The organism is Shewanella gelidimarina, from assembly GCF_023283945.1.
GTDB classification, from domain to species: domain Bacteria; phylum Pseudomonadota; class Gammaproteobacteria; order Enterobacterales; family Shewanellaceae; genus Shewanella; species Shewanella gelidimarina.
The window spans coordinates 22,672-47,099 of the sequence record NZ_JAKIKW010000003.1 but is presented as its reverse complement, the minus strand read 5'-3'; the positions used below and the strand labels follow the sequence as shown (position 1 = coordinate 47,099).

The following is a 24,428-nucleotide window of genomic DNA, read 5'->3' as shown; positions in this document are numbered from 1 at the left end:
TTAGAACTCGTAGCGTGCTACAACCGAGAAGAAACGCTCTTCTTGACGACCCGTTACCATACCATAATCAGGGTTTAACTCTATGCCAGAAGGAGTATCTGCATAACGCGATCTTTCTTCATTAACGTTCGTTGCCGAATCAGAGTCTAATACGTTATAAACCGTTCCTTTGATTAAGAAGTCACCATCAAAAATATCGGTCATATACGTCAATGACAAGTCAATATTAGTTACCCAAGGTAAGTTACCCGCTTCACCACGTGGTGCAGGATTACCATTTTCATCATAATGAGATGCTTGATCATAATAACGACTGATACAGTCTTCCCATGGGCTACCGGCAGCGCAGCTATCTACACCTTCAGGATGCTGTGAGAAATAACTCTGTGGACGACCAGAAGTTACACGCGTCACGAAACCAAATATCAAATCCTCAGTTATATTATATGCACCACTGACCTTAAAAGCGTGTGTATGGTCATTAGGTAAATCACCATTTGAGTGATCCATCAAGTCGCCATAATCATAAGAAGTTGTCCAACCTGGATCAGCTTGATTGTTATCTGTCTTAACTAATCCTTCAGTATTACCATAGCTGTGTGACCATGTATAAGAGGAGTTGATTCGTAAATCATCGGTAATAGCACCATCAAGCGTTAACTCCATGGCTACATATTTACGTTCAGCTTCTGCCAGCGCCATCTCTGCGGCAGTTAAATTCACATTATCAACGGTTCCATCACCATCGAAGTCATATGAAATACCCACGTCTTCGCCTGGATTTAGTAGGACATAATAAGATCCCTGCCCAACATTGTCGTCAATACCTAACTCTTTTAGTTTCTTACTCAAGACTGGTGCAACATCAGTATCTTCAACACTGCGGCCTAAGTCGCGGTAAATACCACGAATACCAGCAGTCATCGTTTCAAACACTTCTTGCTGATAACCCAATGTAAACTCATCAGAGTACATTGATTTAAGAGATGATGAAGCGATCAAACCAGGCTCAGTAATGCCTTTTTGACGATAGCGACGGTCTCTCAACATTGCGCCACGACTTGGTGAACCATCTGTAATGAGCGTTGGATGACCATCAGCGTCTACTTGATCAAGTTCAGAGTATTCAAACCACTCTATTGAAGATGAACCTTGTGTAATATTCATGTTTGCAGACACAGGTTGAAAATAACGACCATAAGTTGCAAATACTTTCGCTTCGCCATCACCAAATACATCATAGATAGCTTGAACACGTGGCGCGAACTGATCTTCCATCTCTACATACGCACGTCCGTCTGACACAGTGTTTTCAAATTCGCTATAACGTAAACCAAGATTTAATACCAGGTTGTCAGTAGCCTGCCAAGAATCGTTAATATAAAAAGCAGTTGAGGTCACATCAGAATCAGTAAAGCGTTCACGTATACGGCGCTCAATATAATCTTCACCGGCAACCTGCCCAGAAATATCGTCAACACCTGCAGTCTCAATCGACCACCATCCCTGAGCATCTCCAACACCATTTTGTGATGAAGAGTAATCAACTTTAACTTTTGTATAATCAATACCAAATTGAATTGAGTGATCTTCGAGATCCCAGCTAAAATCAATTCTCGCTTGGTCACGAGTGTAATGCTCTTCTGATACTGACGAATTAGTATGCTGGCTTAATGTCGTAAAGCCATCACGATAATCCCATACTCCTGGATTAGTAGAGGCCACTACATTCTCAACATCCTCTTGCACTCGTCCAACAACTGCTGAGACTGAGAATGTATCGGTAAGATAACCGTTATAGTTCAAGCTATAAACTTTACCACCATCTTCACCAGGTGCATTTACGCCTTGCTGTTCACCAACAACATTGGTTTCCCAATCATAAGCGTAAGTCTTATTCGTCCAAGTACGCTTGTTGTTCATAGCAGAAAAACCCACTGAATGATTTTCTGTCATGTACCAATCAAGTTTGGCAAACCAACGATCTTCTTCTCTGTCTTGACTGCCTTTAGTCGTTTGTCCTGCCCATTCAGACTCCTCTCTTCGAGGTGCAAACAGACCATATAAAAAGAGAGAATCTTCGATAATAGCACCGCTTGCCCATAGCTGCAGTTCTTTAAAATCATAGCTATCTTGTTGATTATTAGTCGATATAGAACCATTTGATTGATAAATATTATCTTGTGTCGCACGTAATGAAGATGGGTCCCAGCGTGCTTCAGCACCAAATTTGAACTCATTTTCACCTGATTTTGAGACAGCGTTAACGATGCCACCTAATGCACCACCGTACTCAGGGCTTACACCACCCGTTTTAACTTGAGTTTGCGAAATAGCTTCCCAAGGTAAACGAATAGAACCAAGACCTGTCCGAATACTCGTGACATTAAGTCCGTTAAAGTAATATCCATTTTCTGCAGCAGATGAACCACCAAAGCTCGATGCACCATTAAAGTTAGATCCACCAGGCGCTGCAGTACCAGGAGCCAGCAAGGCAATACTTTCAAAGCCCGTATTGACTGGCATGGTTTGTAATTCATCTTGGCTAAACGTTAAGCCAGAGGTTGACGAAGCGGTGTCTACACGACGGAGCATGCTACCAGTGACCGAAATACGCTCTACATTATCAACGTCTGTTTCTGTTAACTGCCCATCTAAAATAACTGATTGGCCAATACTAACTCGAATGCCATTTTCTTGATTTTGAACAAAGCCATCTTTACTAATGGTGATGTCGTAATCACCAACAGGGACATTACGCAGCAGGTAATCACCATTGGCGTTTGTTTCAACAGTGAACACTAGCCCTTTAGCTTTGTGCTTAAGTGTAATGGTTGCGTTCGACAAGTCAGCGCCAGTGGCGTTGATTACATGACCTTTAACAATACTAGTATCAGCTGCAATAGCTGCTGGTGCAGAAAACATTAACACTGATCCAACAGCAATCGCTGCGAGTGTCTTTCTCGGCGTAAATCGCTTTAAAGCGCTATTTCCGTTCATAATCTAATTTCCCTTAGTTCTATCTATAGTTATTGTGCAAACTTTTTTGTTTTTTTTAGCGTTAATCGCCAACAACTGAACCCGCCATTAATCGCAACATTACATTAACACCATTAGCATAATGTATACAATTTATTTTATCCACTGAACAGCTAGGTAATTAAGGATCTGAAATTATTGGTTTTTTATTAAAACGCTTCGGAAATACGTCGAATAATGAGCGGGGGGAAGTTCTTAAATCAGTCAAAAACCTCGATGCAACTAAGATTAATATGGAATAGTATACAATATAAAGTTATATAGTTTATTTTGGTCTTCTTGGGAAAGGGTTACAACTTGGATGTGAGCAGAGATTATTTAACCGCAGCGTTGGGCTAATTGATGTAAAATCCCTTCACGTAAAGCGCCACCTGAAAGCTGTAACGTTTCAATATTAAGCAACTCAAATAAAGCGAGTAAAATAGCAACTCCAGCGGCGAAAGTCGGGGCTCTCTCCGGCTTTAAACCTTTAATGTCGAGCATGGATACGGAGTTTTGTGCCAGAATTTCTTGCTTCAGTTGTTGTAAAACATGCAAGGTAATCATGCGTGACTCACCTCGAGCGCAGAGCAGCTCAACAACCGACTGTACGCTACCTGAAGCACCTACAACACTATGCCAGCTAAGCCTGCTTAGTTGCTGCTGATATTCTCCCAGTACGCTTTCAACATGCTGTCTAACATGATCAAAATCCGATGATTGAAAAGGAAATTGGTTAAAGAAGCTATGATTAAAAGTGACGCAGCCCATTGTTAAACTGGTTTTTAACAGCACCTTATTACCGTCACCAATAATAAATTCAGTACTAGCACCACCGATATCAATCACTAACCGCCGCCCACGACCTTCAGTTGTAGCAGCCATGCCTTGATAGATAAGATCAGCTTCTTCGATACCAGAGATAATACGGATGGGATGAGGTAATACAGTGAGTGCTTGTTGGCAAAAGTCATCAGCGTTGCTGATTTTTCTTAAAGTGGCTGTCGCAATGACCTCGACATTATCCGCTGAGACACCCTCTTTCTTAAGCATTTCAGCGAACATAGCGAGGCAGTCAATGCCTCGCGTCATGACTGACGAATTAAGTAATCCGTCAGCTTCGATCCCTTCAGCTAAACGTACTTTACGTTTATATTTGGCAATAATTTGTGGATGATGACTAACGGTCTTAGCCACCATCATATTAAAACTATTTGAGCCTAACGTTATAGCTGCGTAGCAAGGAGCGCTCATTAAGCGAAATCTCTGTTACGAGTGTCTGCGTGTCGTGTCATGACGACGCGGACCACTGTTACGATGCCCGCCTTGTGGACGAGAGCCATTGCGGTCACGAGTATTACGCGTATGACTGCTTGGCTTACGGTGAATACGCTTAGGTGCTGGAATATCATCAAGCAGCGCTTCACTGTCATATGAGGTTACTGGCACTGAATGGTTAATATAGCTCTCAATTGCTGGCAAGTTTAATGCGTACTCTTCACATGCAAAGCTAACTGACACACCACTTTTACCTGCGCGACCAGTACGACCAATACGGTGCACGTAATCTTCACAGTCATCAGGTAAATCATAGTTATACACATGCGAAACATCAGCGATATGTAGACCTCGAGCAGCAACATCTGTCGCGACTAAAACATCTATTTCACCGTTAGTAAACTGCTCCAGAATGCGTAAACGCTTCTTCTGTGGCACGTCACCAGTCAGTAAACCGACACGGTGTCCGTCACCTTCAAGCCATGACCACACTTTTTCACAGCTGTGTTTAGTGTTAGAAAAAACAATCGCCTTTTCTGGCCAATCTTCCTCAAGCAGTGAGAGTAAAAGTGGCATCTTCTCTTCCATTGATGGATAGAAGATCTCCTCTTTAATATTTTTCGAGGTTTTCTCGTCCGGTTCAACTTCAACTTTTACAGGCTCATTCATATGATCGTAAGCCAGCTCTTGCACTTTCATTGACAGCGTGGCTGAAAACAACATATTTAAGCGCGACTTAGCATCAGGCATACGTCTAAACAAGAAACGAATATCTTTAATGAAGCCCAAGTCGAACATACGATCCGCTTCATCAAGCACAACCGCTTGAATCGCACTTACGTTAATAACACCTTGGCGAACATAATCGATAATACGACCCGTGGTGCCAATTAAGATATCAATACCTTTATCAAGCACTTTACGCTGTGCGTCATAGCCTTCACCGCCATAAACGATACCGACTTTAAGGCCAGTATGTTTAGCCAGTAAGTTGGCATCTTTAGCGATTTGAATCGCAAGCTCACGTGTTGGTGCCATAATGATGGCTCGTGGCTGACTGATCTGACGATCAGCAGGAACGGGTTCAGTTAGTAGGTGATTAAACGTGGCGACTAAAAAGGCAAGGGTTTTACCTGTACCCGTTTGTGCTTGCCCTGCTATATCTTTTTTCTCTAATAAAATCGGCAATGATAATGCTTGAATAGGCGTACAAAAATCAAAGCCTACTTCGTTAAGTGCCAGTTGTACTTCTTTCTGTAACGGGAAGTCGGCAAACTTTTTTGTAGATAAATGTGTATCGCTCATAGCGCAGGCTTACCTGTAAAAGGTTGCAATAAGGAACTCGATCGTTTGAAATAACGATAGAATTGTTATCGCTGAAAATTGGGGCTCACTCAGAGAAACGGTTTTCACGGTATTATTAGCATCGGTGACGGAATCACTATTCCCTCTTTTTATTATGATGCTTGGAATTTTAGCGTGTATTAAACGTTCTCTATAGGGCGAACTAAATACGCTTTTAGGCGTTAGTCGTCGTCGACTTAGGCTCACTATGCCTACAATTGATCGACTTGTCTAAAGCGTTTTACGATCGCTTCGAGTGGCGTCTTTAATAAATGATTAACTTTAATAGCTTGAAAAGCTATTTTACCGACCCAATATACAGGTTAAGCCATTAACAAACCAGCAATGGCAGCCAAACTGGAGAACAACATGAGCGACAAGATTGTATACTTAAGCGACGATAGCTTCGAAAATGATGTAATTAACTCTGAACTACCAGTTCTGGTTGATTTTTGGGCAGAATGGTGTGGTCCTTGTAAAATGATTGCCCCAATCTTAGATGACGTAGCTGAAGAGTATGCAGGCAAGATCACTGTTGCTAAGTTAAACGTTGACCAAAACAACGTATCACCAGCTAAATACGGTGTTCGTGGCATTCCAACTCTACTTTTATTTAAAGCGGGTGAGTTAGCGGCAACGAAAGTAGGCGCACTTTCAAAAACTCAACTAAGAGAGTTTATCGACGGACAACTTTAAGACTTTAGAGGCTAAACCTGCCCACTAAAGCTAGATTGAGTGACTCCCGACACAGCTTCAATAAGAAAATGTGTCGGGTTTAATTAAATTTCTAGACGCCCTGCCTTGTTAGTGCTACTTTAATAACCAAAGAGATTCTAACTAACCCACTTCCCGCTATCCGATCGATACTCAATAAGCTTCATACCCATTGATCTAAGATGGCATAGTCACGTGAAAACAAGACCCCCCAAGATGAATTTATCAGAATTAAAAGACACACCGATTTCAGATTTAGTACAACTAGCCCAAGACATGAAGCTAGAAAATATGGCCCGCGCTCGTAAGCAGGACATCATTTTCTCGATCCTAAAAGCCCACGCCAAAAGCGGTGAAGATATTTTCGGTGGTGGTGTATTAGAGATTTTGCAGGACGGTTTTGGTTTCCTACGTAGCTCTGATGGGTCTTATTTAGCGGGTCCTGATGATATCTATATCTCACCTAGCCAAATTCGTCGCTTCAACATGCGTACTGGTGACAGCATTTTTGGCAAGATCCGCCCGCCAAAAGAGGGCGAACGTTATTTTGCTCTGCTTAAAGTTACCGAAGTTAACTTCGATAAGCCTGAAAACTCTCGCAACAAGATCCTTTTTGAAAACCTAACGCCACTGCATGCTGAAGAACGTATGCGTATGGAACGTGGTAATGGTTCTACGGAAGATATCACTTCACGTATTTTGGACCTATGTTCTCCTATCGGTAAAGGTCAACGTGGTTTGATTGTTGCTCCGCCAAAAGCGGGTAAAACGCTATTATTACAAAACATGGCGCAAAGCATTGCTTATAACAACCCAGATGTTGTGCTAATGGTACTGCTGATTGACGAACGTCCTGAAGAAGTCACCGAAATGCAACGCATGGTGAAAGGTGAAGTTATTGCTTCTACTTTCGATGAGCCAGCAAGCCGTCACGTACAAGTGGCTGAGATGGTCATTGAAAAAGCTAAGCGTCTTGTAGAACACAAGAAAGATGTTGTTATCTTACTCGACTCTATTACTCGTCTTGCTCGTGCATACAACACTGTGATCCCATCATCAGGTAAAGTTCTTACCGGTGGTGTTGACGCTAATGCTCTGCACCGTCCTAAGCGCTTCTTTGGTGCAGCTCGTAACATCGAACATGGCGGCAGCTTGACTATTATCGCCACTGCGTTGGTTGATACAGGCTCTAAGATGGACGAAGTTATTTACGAAGAATTTAAAGGTACTGGTAACCAAGAGTTACACCTTTCTCGTAAAGCCGCTGAAAAACGTGTATTCCCAGCCATTGATTTCAATCGCTCAGGTACACGTCGTGAAGAGAAACTCACCACAACAGATGAACTTCAGAAAATGTGGATCTTGCGTAAAATCTTGCACCCTATGGATGAAGTCACTGGTATGGAATTCTTAATCGACAAATTGGCTATGACCAAAACAAACGAAGAGTTTTTCACAGCAATGAAACGCGCTAAGAGCTAATTCTTCTAAGATCTAGCGTCTCAACTGCTAAAAAAACCGCATTTATGCGGTTTTTTTTATGGTTATTCTTTCACGCTGTGATTTTCACAATCGATCGAGTATTTTTCGCATAAAGACTCTTACCAGTCCAAACGATGCATCTTGATCCTCTCCAATAATGGACCAGCCATGTTTGACATAGAAATTGATCGCGTGCTCATTGCCTTTAAAAATTTCTAACCGCTGGTGTTCATAACCTTCATCTCGCTGCATAGCTTCAACCTGCGTTAATAGATACTCGCCTAAACCAGTTTGCTGCAACTGAGGATGAATCATCAAGAGATGAATAAATCCCTCTTCAGCAGCGCAGAAACCTTGGATTTTGCCATCAACCTCAAGCAGCATGATATTTTCAAGATGGTCAATAACCTCTTTGTCTGAACCACCACCATTGATAAACCAGTCGACGCCTTCATCACCTAAGAAGGAACGATAACACTTGTCTATCGTCTCTCTCGCTAACATCTTTAGAGTCTCTAAATCTGCGGTATTGGCTTGCCTAATTTTTTTCATTGGTTGCCTGTCTGGAATATCTGTTATCAATTTGCCATTTGTCCGTGCCAGCCACGCTTTCGAGCGCATCCTTAACATATCTCTGAGTAGCAATACCACCGGCGTCACATGCTCTCGGCCAGGACAAACAAGATAGAGGTCGGCCTCTTCACCAACGTAATCCGTTAGCATCGGCACCAATCGTCCCGCTTCAAGATCATCCGTTAAATCAAGGCAAGACTTAAACACCACCCCTTGGCCAGCCACAGCCCAGCGCCGTGCAACATCAGCATCGTTACAGGTTCGATTAGACGTCACTCGCACCTTATATTGCTGACCCTCTTTGCTGAAAAACCATTGATCATGCGTGCGCTCATCTAACATAAAGAACAAGCAGTTATGTTGCTGAAGCTGCTCTAAAGTATTAACCGCTCCCATGCGTTCGATATACTCAGGGGAAGCACAGAGTACTCGCGTGGAGTCACAAATTTTAAAGGCCACCAGCGATGAATCTTTGGGTTTACCTGAGCGTAATGCGACATCAATTTTGTCTCGATAAAAATCAGACAAGTTATCGCCAATATGAAGACGAAGTTTGAGTTCTGGGTACTCGGATAGAAAATCATCGAGCCAAGGTAATATGATATTGCGGCCAACATCCGATGGCACGGCTAGACTCACAGTGCCCGAGATCTGGGTCAGGCTCGAGGTAATTGCCCGCTGCCCCATATCAAGATCAGCTAATGCCGATCGACAATGGATCAAATACCGCTCGCCAGCATCGGTTAGCCTAAGGCTGCGAGTACTGCGAATAAACAAGGTTGTCCCTAGCTCTTTCTCTAACCTTTTAAGGCCTGCACTTGCCACGGCCGAAGAGATATCCAGCTCAACTGCTGCGCCCGTTAGGCTGCCACAATCAGCGACTCTCACAAACAGAGTTAGATCATTTAGCTGCATTATCAATTATTCCTTTATAAACGACCAACTATTACTAGGGGCTGTTGATCTTTCGAGCTTAGTTTTTGTTCGAATTCAATGATTTTAGTACAAGGCTTGAGCGATGATTTAGCAGTCTAAGCGAAAAGCTCGTAACGCACTCTAGTCATAAAAGAATAAAAGCATTGAAACGAACCCTAAGGGCCGCGCTTCTTGGCTATTTTACGGTGTTGTAGGCTATTTGTGGAGAATAACTAAACGGCATAGCCTCCGCCTTGTCAAAATAGCCAATAAACGGCGGCAAAAACAACCGTGAAACATTAACAGCCCCTAAACTTTATTGTATTAAATCACCACGTTTTTACCAATAAAAATTATACTTAATCAGATCATCACTGTTAGTGATTTTTATATCAGCCAAAAAAAAGCCTGCAAGTGCAGGCTTCAATGTTTAGCGGCTTTAGTCCCCCACAAAGGTTGATAACCATGGGGTTTGAGCACTTTTTTAACCCATAAACCTAAACTAAAGTGACTGCCATTTTTCGTCTTAGATAGGCAATCTGCTGCATATGCGGCAGGTCCTTAGGGCAATTATCTTGGCACCCTAACAAAGTCATGCAGCCAAAGACACCGTCTTGGTTACCAATCACATGATAATAATCTTCAAGCCCTCGACCATCTCGGCTATCAAGCTCAAAACGCGCAAGTTTCATCATGCCCACGGCACCAACAAAGGTTTCGCGCATCTGTTTAGTGGCACAGGCTGATACACATACACCACACTCTACACACCGTTCTAGCTCGTAGAGTTTGGCTGCTTCTACAGGGTCCATCGGCGCTTCTAAGCGGTGAACATCCAAATCATCACTGATGGGATGTAGCCACAACTTTAAACGCTCAGCCAGCTCGCGCATAAACTTGCCGGTATTGACCGACAGATCACCAATCAATTCAAACCCAGGTAGCGGCATCAACATGATGTCACCTTTCGGGTATTTGCGGGTTAATGTTCGGCAAGCCAACGTCGGAAAACCGTTAATGACCATAGCGCAACTGCCACAAATACCTGCTCGGCACACAAAATCAAATTGCAACGAGGTATCTTGTTCTTCACGTAAACGGTTAAGCGCAATAAAGACCGTCATACCCGGTGTTTCTTCAAGCTGGTACTTCACCATTTTAGGCTTATCGCCCGGTTCTTGTGGATCATAACGGAATATATTAAAGGTTAACATCCGCCCTTTTGTGGCTTCTAGGCTCATTTCGTCTCTCCTGCAACTTGCTGATCTAACATTTCACTCAAACGCTCATTCTTAGGTATTAATGACTCTGGCACCTCAAATGGCATTAAGGCATTTTGTCTGTCGTGCCTATCGGCATCATCACCTAACTGACTCAATATCTCAGTGATCTGCTGCTCGCGCTTGCCCGTATCAGGATGCGCTATCGCATTGTTAATACCATAACCACGGTAGCCAGGCGGTAACTCCATCTTCATTACATCCAACTGCTCATATTCCAGCGTCGGCGATAACGCTTCTGCGTTTGGCCAGCTTGCCAAAGTGCGGTTTAGCCAGTCTTTATCGTTACGCTGCGGAAAATCTTCACGAGCGTGTGCTCCGCGACTCTCAGTGCGTGCTGCAGCGCCAGCAGCGACCGTTAGCGCAACTTTCAGCATACGTTTAACCCGCAGTGCTTCTACAAGTTCTGGGTTAGCGTGGCGCTTCTTACATTTAAGGCCTAATGCTTGAGCACGCTTAAGCAACTCTTGTAGCTCGTTAACGGCTTTTTCAAGCTCAGGGCCATTACGGAAGATACCCACGTAATCCATCATGATCCGTTGCATCTGTTTTTTCAGCTCAAACGGACTTTCAGTTCCTTCTCCATCGACTAAGTCATCAATCTCGCTTTGCACTTTTCCGACAAAAGACTCAACCAGGCCAGTATCAATCTCTAAGGTATTCTGCTGGCAGAAATCAGCCACGTACTTGCCAATAATCATGCCGCCAACAACGGTTTCAGCAAGAGAGTTACCGCCGAGTCGGTTAAAACCGTGCATATCCCAACAAGCGGCTTCACCCACACTAAACAGGCCTTTTAACTGCGGATTTTGCCCTGTTGCATCGGTGCGGATACCGCCCATTGAATAATGCTGGGTCGGTCTCACCGGGATCCAATCTTTTGCCGGATCTATGCCTAAGAAGTTCTCACAGATCTCTTTCACTTCACGCAAGTTAGTTTCAACATGTTTACGGCCAAGCAAGGTAATATCAAGCCATAGATGCGGTCCATAAGGGCTATCAACGCCCTTACCTTTACGCATATGTTCAGTCATACGGCGCGACACTACATCACGCGATGCCAACTCTTTCTTTTCAGGCTCATAGTCTGGCATAAAACGGTGACCATCTTTATCCCGCAATAGGCCACCATCACCACGACAACCTTCTGTCGTTAAGATCCCGACGGGTACGATGGCGGTTGGATGGAACTGCACCGCTTCCATGTTACCCAACTTGGCAACACCGGTTTCAAGCGCAAGTGCTTGGCCTATTCCTTCACAGATGATGGCATTGGTTGATACTTCATAAATTCGGCCGTAACCACCAGTGGCTATCGTGGTCGACTTAGCGACATAAGCACGCAGTTCTCCAGTCACCAAACAGCGTGCGACCACGCCATGGCAGCGCTTACCGTCGTGGATAAGCGATAAGGCTTCCATACGCTCATGCACCGGAATATCCATCGATATCGCTTTGTTATCGACGGCATATAGCAGTGAATGACCAGTACCATCAGCGGTATAGCAAGTACGCCACTTTTTAGTGCCACCAAAGTCACGGGCATTAATCAGACCGTGAGCCTCTTCAGCTTCTTCAATAGTGACTTTCTCGGCATTCACCACCACTTGACGCGGACCTTTGGTCACTCTAGTCCAGGGCACGCCCCAGTTAGCTAATTCACGCACCGCTTTAGGGGCGCAATGAGCAAACATACGAGCCACATCTTGATCGCAACCCCAATCCGATCCTTTTACCGTATCTTGGAAATGCACATCTTCATCATCTCCCATACCTTTCACGGTATTGCCCAAACTTGCTTGCATGCCACCTTGCGCAGCAGCCGAATGCGACCGCTTAGCAGGGACTAATGACAATACAAGGGTATCTAGCCCGCGCTCTTTTGAGGCAATGGCGACGCGTAATCCAGCAAGTCCAGCGCCGATCACTAACGAATCGGTATATATCAGTTTCACACATGCTCCTTAAGCGGCTGCAGAGTCGGTTTATAGTTCGAATATTCAAAAAGTGTGTCACTCAGCATTAATGGCTCAGCATGCTTGTAATCTGTTCTAGGCATTTGCATAAGGCAAAAATGCCAGTAGTGAAGCAATACCCACCACAATAAAGATGGCGCTGATAATGCTTTTTATTTTTTTCAGCCTGCTACGGCTATTGAGGTCTCTGACAGCACCCCACTTAACCGCAACACGATATACGCCAATGGCTGCATGCAGTTCAACGCAAAAGAGTAAAGGTAAATACAGTAACCATACGCCCTGCTGCCAAATTCTATCCGCACTGCCATAGGGACCAATGGTTTCCGGTGCTGCGCCAATGAGCCACAAATGCACTGGCAATAGCAAAAAAATCACCACGCCAGTAACGGCTTGCCAAACCCATAAACGAGTGTCGCCGTGGTTCACCATGCTGAGTTGCTGCTTTAGCGCTTTTTGTTGACGTAGGTTGAGCGGCATTTTGTGCGCCGCAACCAAAACGTGAACCAATACGATAGCGGCAATAACAACGGCGATGACCGTCACCACCCAAGGGTAGCCATGACCGTCAGCCGTTAAAAAACTCAGTTCCATGGTTTTAGCGACCCATGTCATCGCATCTTTACCCAATAATATGGATGACACCAATAACAGGTGCGTCCACAAAAATACCGCTAGCACTACCCCACTGGCGCTTTGGCTTATATCAAGCCAACCACTCAATTTACCGCGATTTTTTATTATTCTCATTCGCTTCCCTATCCATGTTGTTGAATTTTCGCTTAAAGACACTGTAACCAATGTCGCTCACAAATAACTTCCCAACAGTGAGGTAGATCAACAAAAAAGTAATTAATCCAGCGATACCTAATTTATCGATTAATAAAATATGGCCGTAACTAACTAGGGCGATAAGCTTCAACGGGCAAGCTCAAATCACTGCCAATGATGAGATAAGATATAAGACTCATAAGACCAATGACGATAAGATAAATAATCAAGCCTTTAGCCAGCTTACGCAGCCCCGTACGTTTAGTGGTTAAACCCCACTTAACTGCCACGCGATAAAGTCCTATCATCGCGTGGATCACCACAGCAGGTAGCAGTAAGGCGTATAGCAACCAAGCATTTTGGTTGTAGACTCTGTCAGCCGAAAGATGGGGACCTATTTCTGGATTGGCTATCATGGTAAAAAGGTGTACAGGCACAAGGAAGAACAACACAAAGCCCGTAATCAGCTGCCAGAACCACGCATGGCTGTCTTTATGATTAATCACTGACATATGACGTCTAAGTGCACGCCACTGCCCTATTTGCGCAGGGAAACGACGTAAAGCCACTGCCGCATGCGCCATCACCACCAGTAACATAAACACCGAAAAAACCTTAGTGACAATCGGGAAGCCATGTCCCGTTGAGCTAAACATGCCCCCTTCGAGAAACTGCACTACGGTATAAAACGCCTCTTTACCAAGTAAAATGCTAGATTCAAAATGTAGATGAGCTAATAGAAAGCAGCCCATCAATACACCGGTGATGCTTTGTATTTTGTCCGCTTTAGCTGATGCGGGATGTCCGGTTGCGCTTACGTAGGATGCTAACATAGTAGTTATCTTGTTTATCTTATGCCTAGTCGTGGGATTTACACTCTAGCAACTTGTTAATCACCTCGTTGAAACTGCATTTTCAATCGTGATCTTGCTCACGCTCTTTCAAGTGAGTATTAGAGTAAGATCACAAACAAGGCATAAAACACAGAACAGCGGTAATACCTTTTAACCAATGATTTTCAGCTACTTGAAGCAACATTTCAAACAAAACAATCTAAACGTCCTTCTGAGGGATACTGTTATTACAAGCGGACTATAAGTCACTAATTGCTCAAGTAAAACAGTGACTAATTGCCATAGAGTCCTGCACCTGATTTAAGCTTAACGAAATACCCAACTCACTTCAAAACGCTGGTTTCAGAGCTCAAGTAGGATAGCTGAACAAAGCAATGATTGAGATAATGGTTATTCCCTTTTCGACATGCTGAATACTGCATTCTGAGGTCGTTTGGGTATACAATACGCCGATATATCTAGCTAACGAGAATTCTCATGCCTTGGATCCAACTAAGAATTGATACCGACGGCCCTCACGCAGACGCACTTAGCGATCAGCTGATGGAAGAAGGGTCAATTTCTATTACCTTCGAAGACGGTAAAGACACCCCTATCTATGAACCCACTTTAGGTGAAACACCGTTGTGGAGTCACACCGTGATCATTGCACTCTTTGAGGCCGATCATGATTTAGCGCCTGTGGTTGAGCGTCTAAAACTGCTCCCCTATTTAGGTGAAAACTTCGGCCATAAGATAGAGCAAGTTGAAGACAAAGACTGGGAACGTGAATGGATGGATAACTTCCACCCGATTAAGTTTGGTGACCGCCTTTGGATCTGCCCAAGCTGGCGTGAGATCCCAGATCCAACCGCAGTTAACGTGATTTTAGATCCCGGCCTTGCCTTCGGCACAGGTACTCACCCAACGACGGCTTTATGTTTAGAGTGGCTAGATGGACTCGACTACCACAATAAAGAGGTCATCGACTTTGGTTGTGGCTCAGGCATTCTCGCTGTAGCCGCACTTAAGCTAGGCGCTGAACGTGTCACAGGCGTTGATATCGATTATCAAGCGATTGACGCTTCTAAAGCTAATGCAGAGCGTAACGGTGTACAAGACAGGCTTTCACTGTATCTGCCAGAAGATCAACCTGCAGATCTGAAAGCAGATATCTTAGTGGCAAACATTCTTGCAGGCCCATTACGTGAATTGGCACCATTAATTGCAGATAAAGTGTTACCTGGTGGTCAACTTGCCCTTTCAGGTCTACTAAAAGAACAAGCTGAAGAAGTTTCAACCTTTTATAGCAAATGGTTCGACATGGACGAGCCTGCTCACAAAGACGACTGGAGCCGCTTGACAGGGATACGCAAATAACGGTAATACGCGGCGCACTCTGCGCCGCGACAGACTTCTCACCTAGCAAAAGTCAAGAAAAAAAGTTGCCCTCAGGTCATTTATTGACCTTTTCACAGGCTTGAAAAAGGCGTACTATAGCGCCCCTTTGACGAGCAAGGTGATTTGATAAATGCAGATTGGACCCTATCGACTGAAAAATCAGCTGATCGTGGCCCCAATGGCAGGTGTCACGGACCAGCCCTTTAGAAATCTTTGTATTCGTTATGGCGCAGCCATGGCGGTTTCAGAGATGCTTTCATCTAATCCTGATGTTTGGGACACCGATAAAAGCCGCTTACGTATGACACACGTAGGTGAAGACGGAATACGTTCGGTTCAAATAGCCGGTTCAGACCCTGAATTAATGGCGAATGCCGCTGTTGTGAATGTGCAACAAGGCGCTCAGATCATTGATATCAATATGGGCTGTCCAGCAAAAAAAGTGAATAGAAAGCTAGCAGGCTCGGCCTTGTTGCAAGATCCACAGCAAGTAGAATTAATTCTACGCGCCGTAGTAGCAGCAGTTGATGTGCCTGTGACACTAAAAATTCGAACGGGGTGGGCTCCAGAGCACAGGAATGGTGTTCATATCGCCCAGATTGCAGAAGATTGTGGCATTGCTTCGTTAGCCGTTCACGGCAGAACAAAACAGTGCATGTACAAAGGCAATGCCGAGTACGACACGATTAAAGCAATTAAAAAACAGATCTCGATACCTGTCGTCGCTAATGGAGATATTTTAACGCCAGAGAAAGCACGCTTTGTGCTGGATTATACTGGTGTGGATGCTTTGATGATAGGACGGGGCGCTCAAGGACGGCCTTGGATATTTAGGGAAATCCAACATTACTTGGACACAGGTAATAAGCTAGCGCCCGTTGAGATGGATGAAAAGCGTCAATTGATGCTGGAACACCTTAAATTGCTTTACGCATTGTATGGCGATTATAAAGGCATCCGTTTCGCAAGAAAGCACGTTGGATGGTATCTAAACCAAGAAACACAACGCGCTTTTCGAGCTGAGTTTAATCAGCTTGTGACCGTTGAAGAACAATGTTCCATGGTGGAACACTATTTTGATGAATTTGCAGCAAATAAATAAAGAGCAGAATACGAATGTTTGATCAAACAACTCACACTGAAGTTCACCCACTGACTGTTGGCAAAATCGAAACCGCAAGTGGCGCAATCAAGCCACAGTTATTACGCGATGCGGTAAAGCGTGCGGTAACAAACTTTTTCGCTCAGATGGACGGGCAAGAAGCTGAAGAAGTATATGAAATGGTGTTAAGCGAAGTTGAAGCTCCGCTGCTAGATATCATTATGCAACATACTCGCGGCAACCAAACTCGTGCTGCAAACATGCTAGGTATCAACCGTGGTACTTTGCGTAAAAAATTAAAGAAATATGGCATGAACTAAGACTCACGTCTTAACATGTTGTATCGAAACGGGCTTTCCAGCAATGGGAAGCCCGTTTTTGTTTATATGTGCCCCCATATGTCCCCCTGCTGTATTGTTGCTCTTTCGAAAATCACCTAAGCCTACGGCTACTCAGCCACAGAATATTTCATCCGACAAGATGCTCACCAAAGTCTTCAACACTGATTGACGATAACGGCCTAAAACTTCATTCGACCATACTTCCTCAAAGACCATGGCTTCAGCCACGCACATGAAGCTCAGATGATACCAATGACGATAAACTCAACAAAGCATTGGCATAATTTGATGTTTCACGCTGTTCCATTTAATGACCTGTTGCTTAAGTAACCTCTCACAATAAGCAAGCTTGTAAGCTGCTTAATCTTCCATTGTGATTAAAAAAGCTTCTAACTGAGTGATATTCATGCCATATTTTTGTTTATTCACCACTTTATTCAAGCTAAATAGGAACGTCATTGCGAGCATTTGATTTTGATTTAAAAGGTCTGCAGGTGTTTGTGATTGCAGCTCAAACTGGCAGCATGACAGAGACAGCTAAGCGTTTAGGTTTAACACAATCTTCGGTCTCGCAGACCCTGTCGATGCTAGAAAAGAACCTTAAGGTCGAGCTGCTTGATCGCAGTGTTCGGCCGCTGGCACTGACTATTGCTGGGCGTTATTTTTTCGATCAATCTAGCCATCTTCTTTCCCAGGCAGAGCAAACCCAAAAGGTGTTTACTCAGGGGACATTTGAGCAGCTTCATTTAGTGCGTATTGCCATGGTTGATTCTCTGGCAACCTCTTTAGGTAAGCCGTTAATTGAGGTGGTGAAGCGACGAACCGAGAACTGGAGTCTAACCACAGGGCGATCTCATATGCACGCGGATGCGCTGGTGTCTCGTCAGGTCGATATTATTATTTCTGATGATGCACTTGAAGACTGTGATGACCTCTGTCGCTACCCCATATTAAGCGAACCTTTCGTGTTAGTGGTGCCTCTGAATTTAAGCTGTCAGTCTGAAGATGTCAGTTCTATAAATGATATTAATCGTTTGCTGCAAAAACTCGATTTTGTGCGCTACACCAATGACTCGTTAATCGGCACCAATATAGAGCGCTACTTAAGGCGTGTTGGCCTTGAGCCTGCCATGAGGTTACAGCTCGACAATACCTTTGCAGTGCTCTCTATGGTCGCCTCAGGCCTAGGCTGGACCATCACTACACCGCTGTGTTTATACCAGAGTGGGATCCCTTTAGCGCAAGTAAGGTGCCTACCCCTTCCTGTTAATGATGGCTTTAACAGGCGTCTGACCTTGGTCACACGGCGACATGAACTGAGCGACCTGGCAGAGCAGATGGCCAGAGACAGTTGTCAAATTATGTCTCAGTGTTTCCTGCCAGAGCTTGAAAAGGATCTGCCTTGGCTGGTATCAGCCATTGATATTGGTTAGTGCATAGAATGGATTTGTGCTGCCAGAAACTAAAATAAACTACTGATAAGTTACATAGTATTAAAATTATTAATACTACAGCGTTAGTACAAATGATTGTTGTTGTCGTTAAGCCAGGAGGCTATTAGGTTCGGTCAGGTATTAATTCAAAGCGAATTATCCGGGCCATTTCGCAAACCAAGATAAAGGGAAGTGTCATGTCACATGAATCAAAGCTACAACATGCACCTAACACAAAAAATAAAAGCATCGAGTATGAAGCCGTTTCCGATGAATACATGAGCCAACGTCAACTCAAAAAGGGTGTCGCCGGATGGGTACTGCTGGCCAGTCTCGGGATCTCCTATGTGATTTCAGGCGATTTTGCCGGATGGAACTTTGGCCTTGAACTTGGCGGATTTGGCGGAATGCTTATCGCAACCCTGGTCATGGGCTTAATGTATATCTGCTTAGTATTAAGCTTGGCTGAGATGTCATCTTCACTGCCAACGGCCGGAGGCGGATACAGCTTTGCGAGACGCACCATGGGGCCTTGGGGCGGCTTTCTAACTGGCACGGCAATTTTACTTGAATATGCCATCGCGCCTGCCGCTATCGCCATCTTTATTGGCGGGTATGTCCATGAGCTTGTCGGTATCGACGGACCGATTGTCTATGCGGCCTTCTATGTGGTGTTTGTTGGTTTGCATCTGTGGGGAGCAGGTGAAGCACTGAGGATCATGATGGGGATAACCTTGCTCGCGGTGATCGCTATCGGTGTCTTTATGGTGGGCATGGTGCCACATTTCGATTCGGCCAATCTATTCGATATTGCCGCCAACCCTGATGTTGCAGGTTCCAGCAGTTTTCTGCCTGAAGGATATATGGGGATCTGGGCCGCGCTGCCATTTGCGATGTGGCTGTTTCTTGCGGTAGAGGGCGTGCCATTGGCCGCTGAGGAAGCAAAGAACCCAGCCAAAGATATGCCAAAGGGGATTATCGCCTCTATGTTGGTATTAATCGTATTTGCTGCAGCGGTGTTATTGCTGGTTCCTGGAGGCGCTGGCGCCGAAGCGATGAAAACCCACGGAGCACCATTAGTAGGGGCACTGCAATCTGTTTATGGTCTTGATTCACTGGCAGCCAAGTTTGTTAATATTGTCGGTCTGTTCGGCTTGATCGCCAGCTTTTTCTCTATTATTTATGCCTATTCTCGCCAAGTTTTCGCCCTCTCCCGCGCCGGATATCTGCCCCGTTTCCTGTCGTTATCAGGAAAACGTAAAGTGCCCGTTTGGGCGTTAATCGTACCGGGAATATTGGGCTTTCTGTTGTCGCTAACTGGCGAAGGTGACTTGATGATCACCATGGCAGTCTTTGGCGCGACTATCTCCTACGCGATGATGAGTTTGTCACATATTTTACTGCGTAAAAAAGAGCCTAATCTTGAACGCCCTTATAGAACCCCTGGCGGTATTTTTACATCCTCTATCGCGTTAGTACTCTCTCTCGTCGCACTCGCATCCACCTTTGTGGTGAGCCTTCAGGCTGCCATGTGGTCAGCCCTCTTTTATCTGATAATGGTGACTTACTTTGTTTTATACAGTCGTCATCGATTGGTGGCTTCAGCGCCAGAGGAGGAGTTTGACATGATCGCCTCGGCTGAGTCAGAACTTAAATAGTATTTAGAGGCTGGCAGTAAGTCATTTTATTCTGTCAGCCGACATTATTCCCAGCAAATTTAGCGACTCAGATTAACAACGTAATGCAGTGATAAATGATGTCTGACGATGAGCTGCAGCGCTAAGCCAAGCTCATCTTATCAAGAACAATAATAAGGAAGCGCGAATATGGAAGCGAGACAAGTTAACAGTATTGCCGATGCCATTGCCATTATAGAAGAACGTGGTTTAACCCATATTAAGGTCGGTCTATTTGATAATGATGGGGTGATGCGCGGCAAGTATATGTCTAAGTCCAAGTTTATAGCTTCCTTAGAGAAAGGCTTTGCATTTTGTGATGTGGTTCTGGGTTGGGACGTCAAAGATCAACTGTATGACAATGCTAAATACACCGGCTGGCACACAGGTTATCCCGATGCGCCGGTACGGATATTACCCCATACCTGCCGTGATGTGATTGGTGAAGAGGGCATGCTGCTGTTTATCGCAGAGTTTTCCGGAGAAGCTGAAGCTGTCTGCCCCCGAGGGACACTAAGACGGGTGATAGAGAAAGCTCAAAGCATGGGCTTTAATCCGTTTGCAGCATTGGAATATGAGTTCTTTCTGTTTAACGAAACACCAAAATCAATCCGCGAAAAGAACTTCCGTAATCTAGAGACAATAACCCCAGATTGGTTCGGTTACTCAATGATCCGTAACTCGGTGCACTCTGATCTTTATCAGGCTATTTTGTCGATGTCTGAGACCATGGATTTTCCTATCGAAGGGATCCATTCCGAAACAGGCCCTGGCGTAATTGAAGCGGCGATTGCGGTTGATAATGCTGAAGCCGCGGCCGATAAAGGCGCGCTGTTTAAAACCTTTATGAAAGTGTTGGCACAGAGGCGGGATCTGATGGCGACCTTTATGGCTAAGTGGTCTGGAGACTATCCGGGGCAAAGTGGCCATATTCATATCTCATTACAGAACAAAGATGGCAGCTCGGCTTTTTATGACCCAAGTCAGACTCACAGCATGAGCAAAATACAGCGACACTTTTTGGCTGGTCAACAGGCATTGATGCCCGAATTTCTGTGCATGATAGCCCCGACGATTAACAGTTATTCTCGGATGGTCCCCGGATTCTGGGCACCGACTGATGCCACTTGGGGCGTTGAAAACAGAACGACGGCGTTGAGGGTTATTCCTGGCTCCGCGTCATCTCAGCGGGTTGAATATCGACTCGGTGCAGCCGATGCAAACCCATATCTTGCACTTGCAGCAGCACTTGCCAGCGGTCTTTATGGCATAGAGCATGAGCTAGAGCCACAAGCTCAAGTGAAAGGTAATGCTTACGAGCAGAGTCATGATGCTGCACTTGCACTGCCCGCTACCCTGTGGGATGCGACGCAACGATTCAAGCAATCTTCAGCGGCTAAAAGCTGTTTTGGTGAAACCTTTGTCGAGCATTACGCCATCAGCCGTGAGTGGGAAGAACGTGAGTTTAGAAAGCATGTTACCGACTGGGAGATGGAGCGTTATTTCGAGATAATTTAACCCCACAAGCATCTTTTGGCTGCGGTGAGTTTTATGCTGTAAGCCACTTATTTAAAGTTAAAGTTGTAGCAACGGAGTTACCTAATTTATGGAATCATTCTCGAAAACAGAGATGCAGCACACCCTATCTCCCATAGATGGCAGCGTATTTGTCAGCCGTCAGCTCGCTGACGAGCATCAGCTACTGGCCTGTGTCGAGCAAGCAACGGCCGCTTATAACAGTGCTGAGGCTAGCTGGAAACTGACCCCTTTATCTCAACGTAAAGCGCTATGCAAACAGGCTATTGAGCAGTTGTTGAGTCATAAAGAGGACATAGCCAAAGAGCTGAGTTGGATGATGGGAAGACCTATACGTTACGCTGCTGGTGAGCTTGCCGGCGTTGCTGAGCGCAGTGACTATATGATTGAGGTTTGCCAGCAAGCCTTAGCGGATATCCAACTCGAAGAAAAGCCAGGTTTTACCCGTTATATCAAACGTGAATCCTTAGGCACAGTCTTGGTTATCGCCCCCTGGAACTACCCTTTTTTAACCGCGATAAATGCCATCATTCCTGCTTTATTGGCGGGTAACTGCGTGATCCTCAAACACTCAGCTCAAACACCACTGTGCGCCGAGCGCTTATATCAGGCGTTTAAAGAGGCGGGATTACCTGAAGGGGTTTTTCAGTACTTGCATATGAGTCACGCTAACACCGCCAAACTTATCGCCCATGAGCAGATCAATTATGTGGCGTTTACCGGCTCGGTTTATGGCGGACAGATGGTAGAAAAGGCCGCTTGTGGGCGCTTTATTGGTGTTGGTCTGGAGCTTGGCGGCAAAGACCCCGCCTATGTGCGTGAGGATGCCGATATAGACAGTGCCGTTGAAACCTTAGTCGACGGGGCTTTTTTCAACTCAGGACAATCTTGCTGCGGTATTGAGCGGATCTATGTCCACCAGCACGCTTATGATGAATTTGTCAGTAAGGCAGTGACCTTAACCAAACAATACCAGTTAGGCCGGGCAGATGATCCAAGCGTCACCTTAGGGCCTATGGTGCGAACTTCTGCGGCAGATTTTGTCAGGCAGCAGATAGCTGATGCCATTGAGCAAGGTGCCATAGCCCATATAGACGAAGCTCTATTTCCGCTGAGCCAGAACGGCACGCCTTACCTTGCACCACAGATCCTCACCGATGTGGATCACTCCATGAGCGTGATGACACAGGAGTCGTTCGGCCCTGTGGTTGGGATAATGAAAGTATCCACTGATGAGCAAGCCATTAGGTTAATGAACGACAGCGATTTTGGCTTAACTGCCAGTATCTTTACCCAAGATATCGACTTAGGGCTTGAGTTAGGTGAGCGCCTGCAGACGGGGACTTTTTTCCTTAATCGCTGTGATTACTTAGATCCCGCCTTAGCTTGGACAGGGGTGAAGCAGTCGGGACGTGGCTGCACGCTATCTCAGTTAGGATTTGAACAGCTGACTCGACCTAAGTCATTTCATATAAAGCATCGTTAACTCAGTGCCCGTAAAGGGTTAAGGGATCTGCATGGATTTACAAGCAAGTTGGAATTTCCCCACCGCCATCACAGTGGGTGAAGGCTGTTTAGCGCAGCTTGGTGAGCGTTGCAAAGCACTTAATATGACCAAAGTGCTGTTGATCACCGACCCGGGGTTATCCGGTCTATCGATGGTCAAAGAGGCGATAGGATATTGCACTGAAGCTGGGCTTGAAGCGGATATTTTTGCTGACATTCAGGGAAATCCGACCGGCAACAATGTTCGGGATGGCGCACTGTTTTTAAACGCTGGCGGTTTCGATGGTGTGGTCGCGTTCGGTGGCGGCTCGAGTTTAGATGCCGCAAAAGCAATCGCCATGATAGCCAAGCAAGCGATCTCTTTATGGAGCGCCGAAGATATTGGCAGCAATTGGACTCGTATCGATGCAAGCCTAATGTTGCCAGTAGTGGCAGTGCCCACCACTGCGGGGACGGGTTCTGAAGTGGGACGAGCCTCGGTGATCACCGACACCGATGGAGCACATCATATTAAACGCATTATCTTTCATCCCAATATGCTACCGGCGCATGTATTGCTCGACCCAATATTAACCTTGAGCTTGCCCCCTCACATCACGGCGGCGACGGGTTTAGACGCCTTATCGCATAATCTGGAAGCCTATTGCGCGCCTTTTTATCACCCTATGGCAGAGGGTATTGCTATTGAGGGGATACGTTTAGTTAAAGACTACCTTCCCAGAGCAGTGGCCAATGGTGAAGACATTGAAGCGAGAACGCAGATGCTGGTAGCCTCGACTATGGGCGCGACCAGTTTTCAACGTGGTTTGGGCGCAATGCATGCCATCGCTCACTCCCTTGGTGCGCTGTATAACAAACATCACGGATTATTAAATGCGATTTTAATGCCCTATGTGTTGATACGAAACCGCAGTGTTATAGAGGAGCGCATCACACGTTTATCGCGATACCTTGAGTTAGATGACGCTAGTTTTGATGGTTTTTTGTCTTGGGTGCTAACGCTAAGGGAGCAACTTAATATTCCGCACACCTTAGCCGAGATAGGGATCAATTTAGATGACGTGGTTTTGGTCGGAAAAATGTCAGCCAAAGATGCGGCTTCCGCAGGCAATCCGATAATATTAACCGATGCCGAGTATTCATTGCTCTTTAGTGATGCGGTTAAAGGCCAATTAAAATAATACCCGTCAGGGAGTCACTATGTGTGGCTCTCAGCCTGCTTAATTAAACAGATTTATCAGGCAATAAA

The 24,428-nt window shown here is 45.2% G+C and carries 17 protein-coding genes and 2 pseudogenes; 10 read left to right on the top strand and 9 right to left on the bottom strand.

Annotation, left to right across the window (positions count from 1 at the left end; translation table 11 throughout):
- From L2729_RS03665 to rhlB, 3 genes are all read right to left on the bottom strand, one after another.
- The gene (locus tag L2729_RS03665) at positions 1–3,000 is read right to left on the bottom strand and encodes a TonB-dependent receptor (RefSeq protein WP_248987031.1); all 3,000 of its coding nucleotides are present in this window, start codon (positions 2,998–3,000) and stop codon (positions 1–3) included.
- Between the two features lie 357 nt (positions 3,001–3,357).
- The gene (locus tag L2729_RS03660) at positions 3,358–4,272 is read right to left on the bottom strand and encodes a Ppx/GppA phosphatase family protein (RefSeq protein ID WP_248987030.1); all 915 of its coding nucleotides are present in this window, start codon (positions 4,270–4,272) and stop codon (positions 3,358–3,360) included.
- A gap of 15 nt (positions 4,273–4,287) precedes the next feature.
- Positions 4,288–5,601, bottom strand: a complete 1,314-nt coding sequence (rhlB, locus tag L2729_RS03655) for an ATP-dependent RNA helicase RhlB (protein WP_248987029.1) — start codon at positions 5,599–5,601, stop codon at positions 4,288–4,290.
- A 408-nt stretch (positions 5,602–6,009) separates the two neighbouring features.
- Between rhlB and trxA the strand changes: the two genes are divergently transcribed.
- Positions 6,010–6,336 (top strand): thioredoxin TrxA, encoded by a 327-nt coding sequence (trxA, locus tag L2729_RS03650; protein WP_101089788.1) that lies wholly within the window; start codon positions 6,010–6,012, stop codon positions 6,334–6,336.
- 234 nt (positions 6,337–6,570) lie between these two features.
- Complete coding sequence (gene rho, locus L2729_RS03645) at positions 6,571–7,836, top strand: transcription termination factor Rho (RefSeq protein WP_248987028.1); 1,266 nt, start codon at positions 6,571–6,573, stop codon at positions 7,834–7,836.
- A gap of 84 nt (positions 7,837–7,920) precedes the next feature.
- On the opposite strand, the pseudogene L2729_RS03640 reads toward rho, so the two are convergent.
- From L2729_RS03640 to L2729_RS03615, 6 genes and pseudogenes are all read right to left on the bottom strand, one after another.
- Positions 7,921–8,214 (bottom strand): annotated as a pseudogene (locus tag L2729_RS03640) (N-acetyltransferase family protein); the annotation flags it as partial.
- Between the two features lie 210 nt (positions 8,215–8,424).
- Positions 8,425–9,324, bottom strand: a pseudogene (locus L2729_RS03635) (LysR family transcriptional regulator); the annotation flags it as partial.
- 497 nt (positions 9,325–9,821) lie between these two features.
- On the bottom strand, positions 9,822–10,565 hold the full coding sequence (locus tag L2729_RS03630) for a fumarate reductase iron-sulfur subunit (protein ID WP_248987027.1): 744 nt from the start codon (positions 10,563–10,565) through the stop codon (positions 9,822–9,824).
- The gene (locus L2729_RS03625) at positions 10,562–12,559 is read right to left on the bottom strand and encodes a fumarate reductase flavoprotein subunit (RefSeq protein WP_248987026.1); all 1,998 of its coding nucleotides are present in this window, start codon (positions 12,557–12,559) and stop codon (positions 10,562–10,564) included. Before L2729_RS03625 ends, L2729_RS03630 begins: the two co-directional genes overlap by 4 nt.
- A 96-nt stretch (positions 12,560–12,655) precedes the next feature.
- Entirely contained in the window at positions 12,656–13,330 is a 675-nt protein-coding gene (locus L2729_RS03620; RefSeq protein WP_248987025.1) for a fumarate reductase cytochrome b subunit, read from the bottom strand.
- A gap of 149 nt (positions 13,331–13,479) precedes the next feature.
- A complete protein-coding gene (locus tag L2729_RS03615; RefSeq protein ID WP_101089783.1) occupies positions 13,480–14,184 on the bottom strand; it encodes a fumarate reductase cytochrome b subunit in 705 nt (234 codons plus the stop codon).
- A 498-nt stretch (positions 14,185–14,682) separates the two neighbouring features.
- Between L2729_RS03615 and prmA the strand changes: the two genes are divergently transcribed.
- The 8 genes from prmA to L2729_RS03575 all read left to right on the top strand — a co-directional run bounded on the left by prmA (position 14,683) and on the right by L2729_RS03575 (position 24,360).
- Complete coding sequence (gene prmA / locus L2729_RS03610) at positions 14,683–15,564, top strand: 50S ribosomal protein L11 methyltransferase (protein ID WP_248987024.1); 882 nt, start codon at positions 14,683–14,685, stop codon at positions 15,562–15,564.
- 151 nt (positions 15,565–15,715) lie between these two features.
- Positions 15,716–16,687 (top strand): tRNA dihydrouridine synthase DusB, encoded by a 972-nt coding sequence (gene dusB / locus L2729_RS03605; RefSeq protein WP_101089781.1) that lies wholly within the window; start codon positions 15,716–15,718, stop codon positions 16,685–16,687.
- A 14-nt stretch (positions 16,688–16,701) separates the two neighbouring features.
- Positions 16,702–17,007: a DNA-binding transcriptional regulator Fis gene (fis, locus tag L2729_RS03600; protein ID WP_012153658.1), complete on the top strand. Its 306-nt coding sequence runs from the start codon at positions 16,702–16,704 to the stop codon at positions 17,005–17,007.
- Positions 17,008–17,486: 479 nt separating this feature from the next.
- A complete protein-coding gene (locus L2729_RS03595; RefSeq protein WP_248987023.1) occupies positions 17,487–18,461 on the top strand; it encodes a LysR family transcriptional regulator in 975 nt (324 codons plus the stop codon).
- Between the two features lie 197 nt (positions 18,462–18,658).
- Positions 18,659–20,119, top strand: a complete 1,461-nt coding sequence (gene eat / locus L2729_RS03590) for an ethanolamine permease (protein ID WP_248987022.1) — start codon at positions 18,659–18,661, stop codon at positions 20,117–20,119.
- 168 nt (positions 20,120–20,287) lie between these two features.
- Positions 20,288–21,655: a glutamine synthetase family protein gene (locus L2729_RS03585; RefSeq protein ID WP_248987021.1), complete on the top strand. Its 1,368-nt coding sequence runs from the start codon at positions 20,288–20,290 to the stop codon at positions 21,653–21,655.
- A gap of 88 nt (positions 21,656–21,743) precedes the next feature.
- Positions 21,744–23,159 (top strand): aldehyde dehydrogenase family protein, encoded by a 1,416-nt coding sequence (locus L2729_RS03580; protein ID WP_248987020.1) that lies wholly within the window; start codon positions 21,744–21,746, stop codon positions 23,157–23,159.
- Between the two features lie 31 nt (positions 23,160–23,190).
- A complete protein-coding gene (locus L2729_RS03575; protein WP_248987019.1) occupies positions 23,191–24,360 on the top strand; it encodes an iron-containing alcohol dehydrogenase in 1,170 nt (389 codons plus the stop codon).
- Positions 24,361–24,428 lie beyond the last annotated feature (68 nt).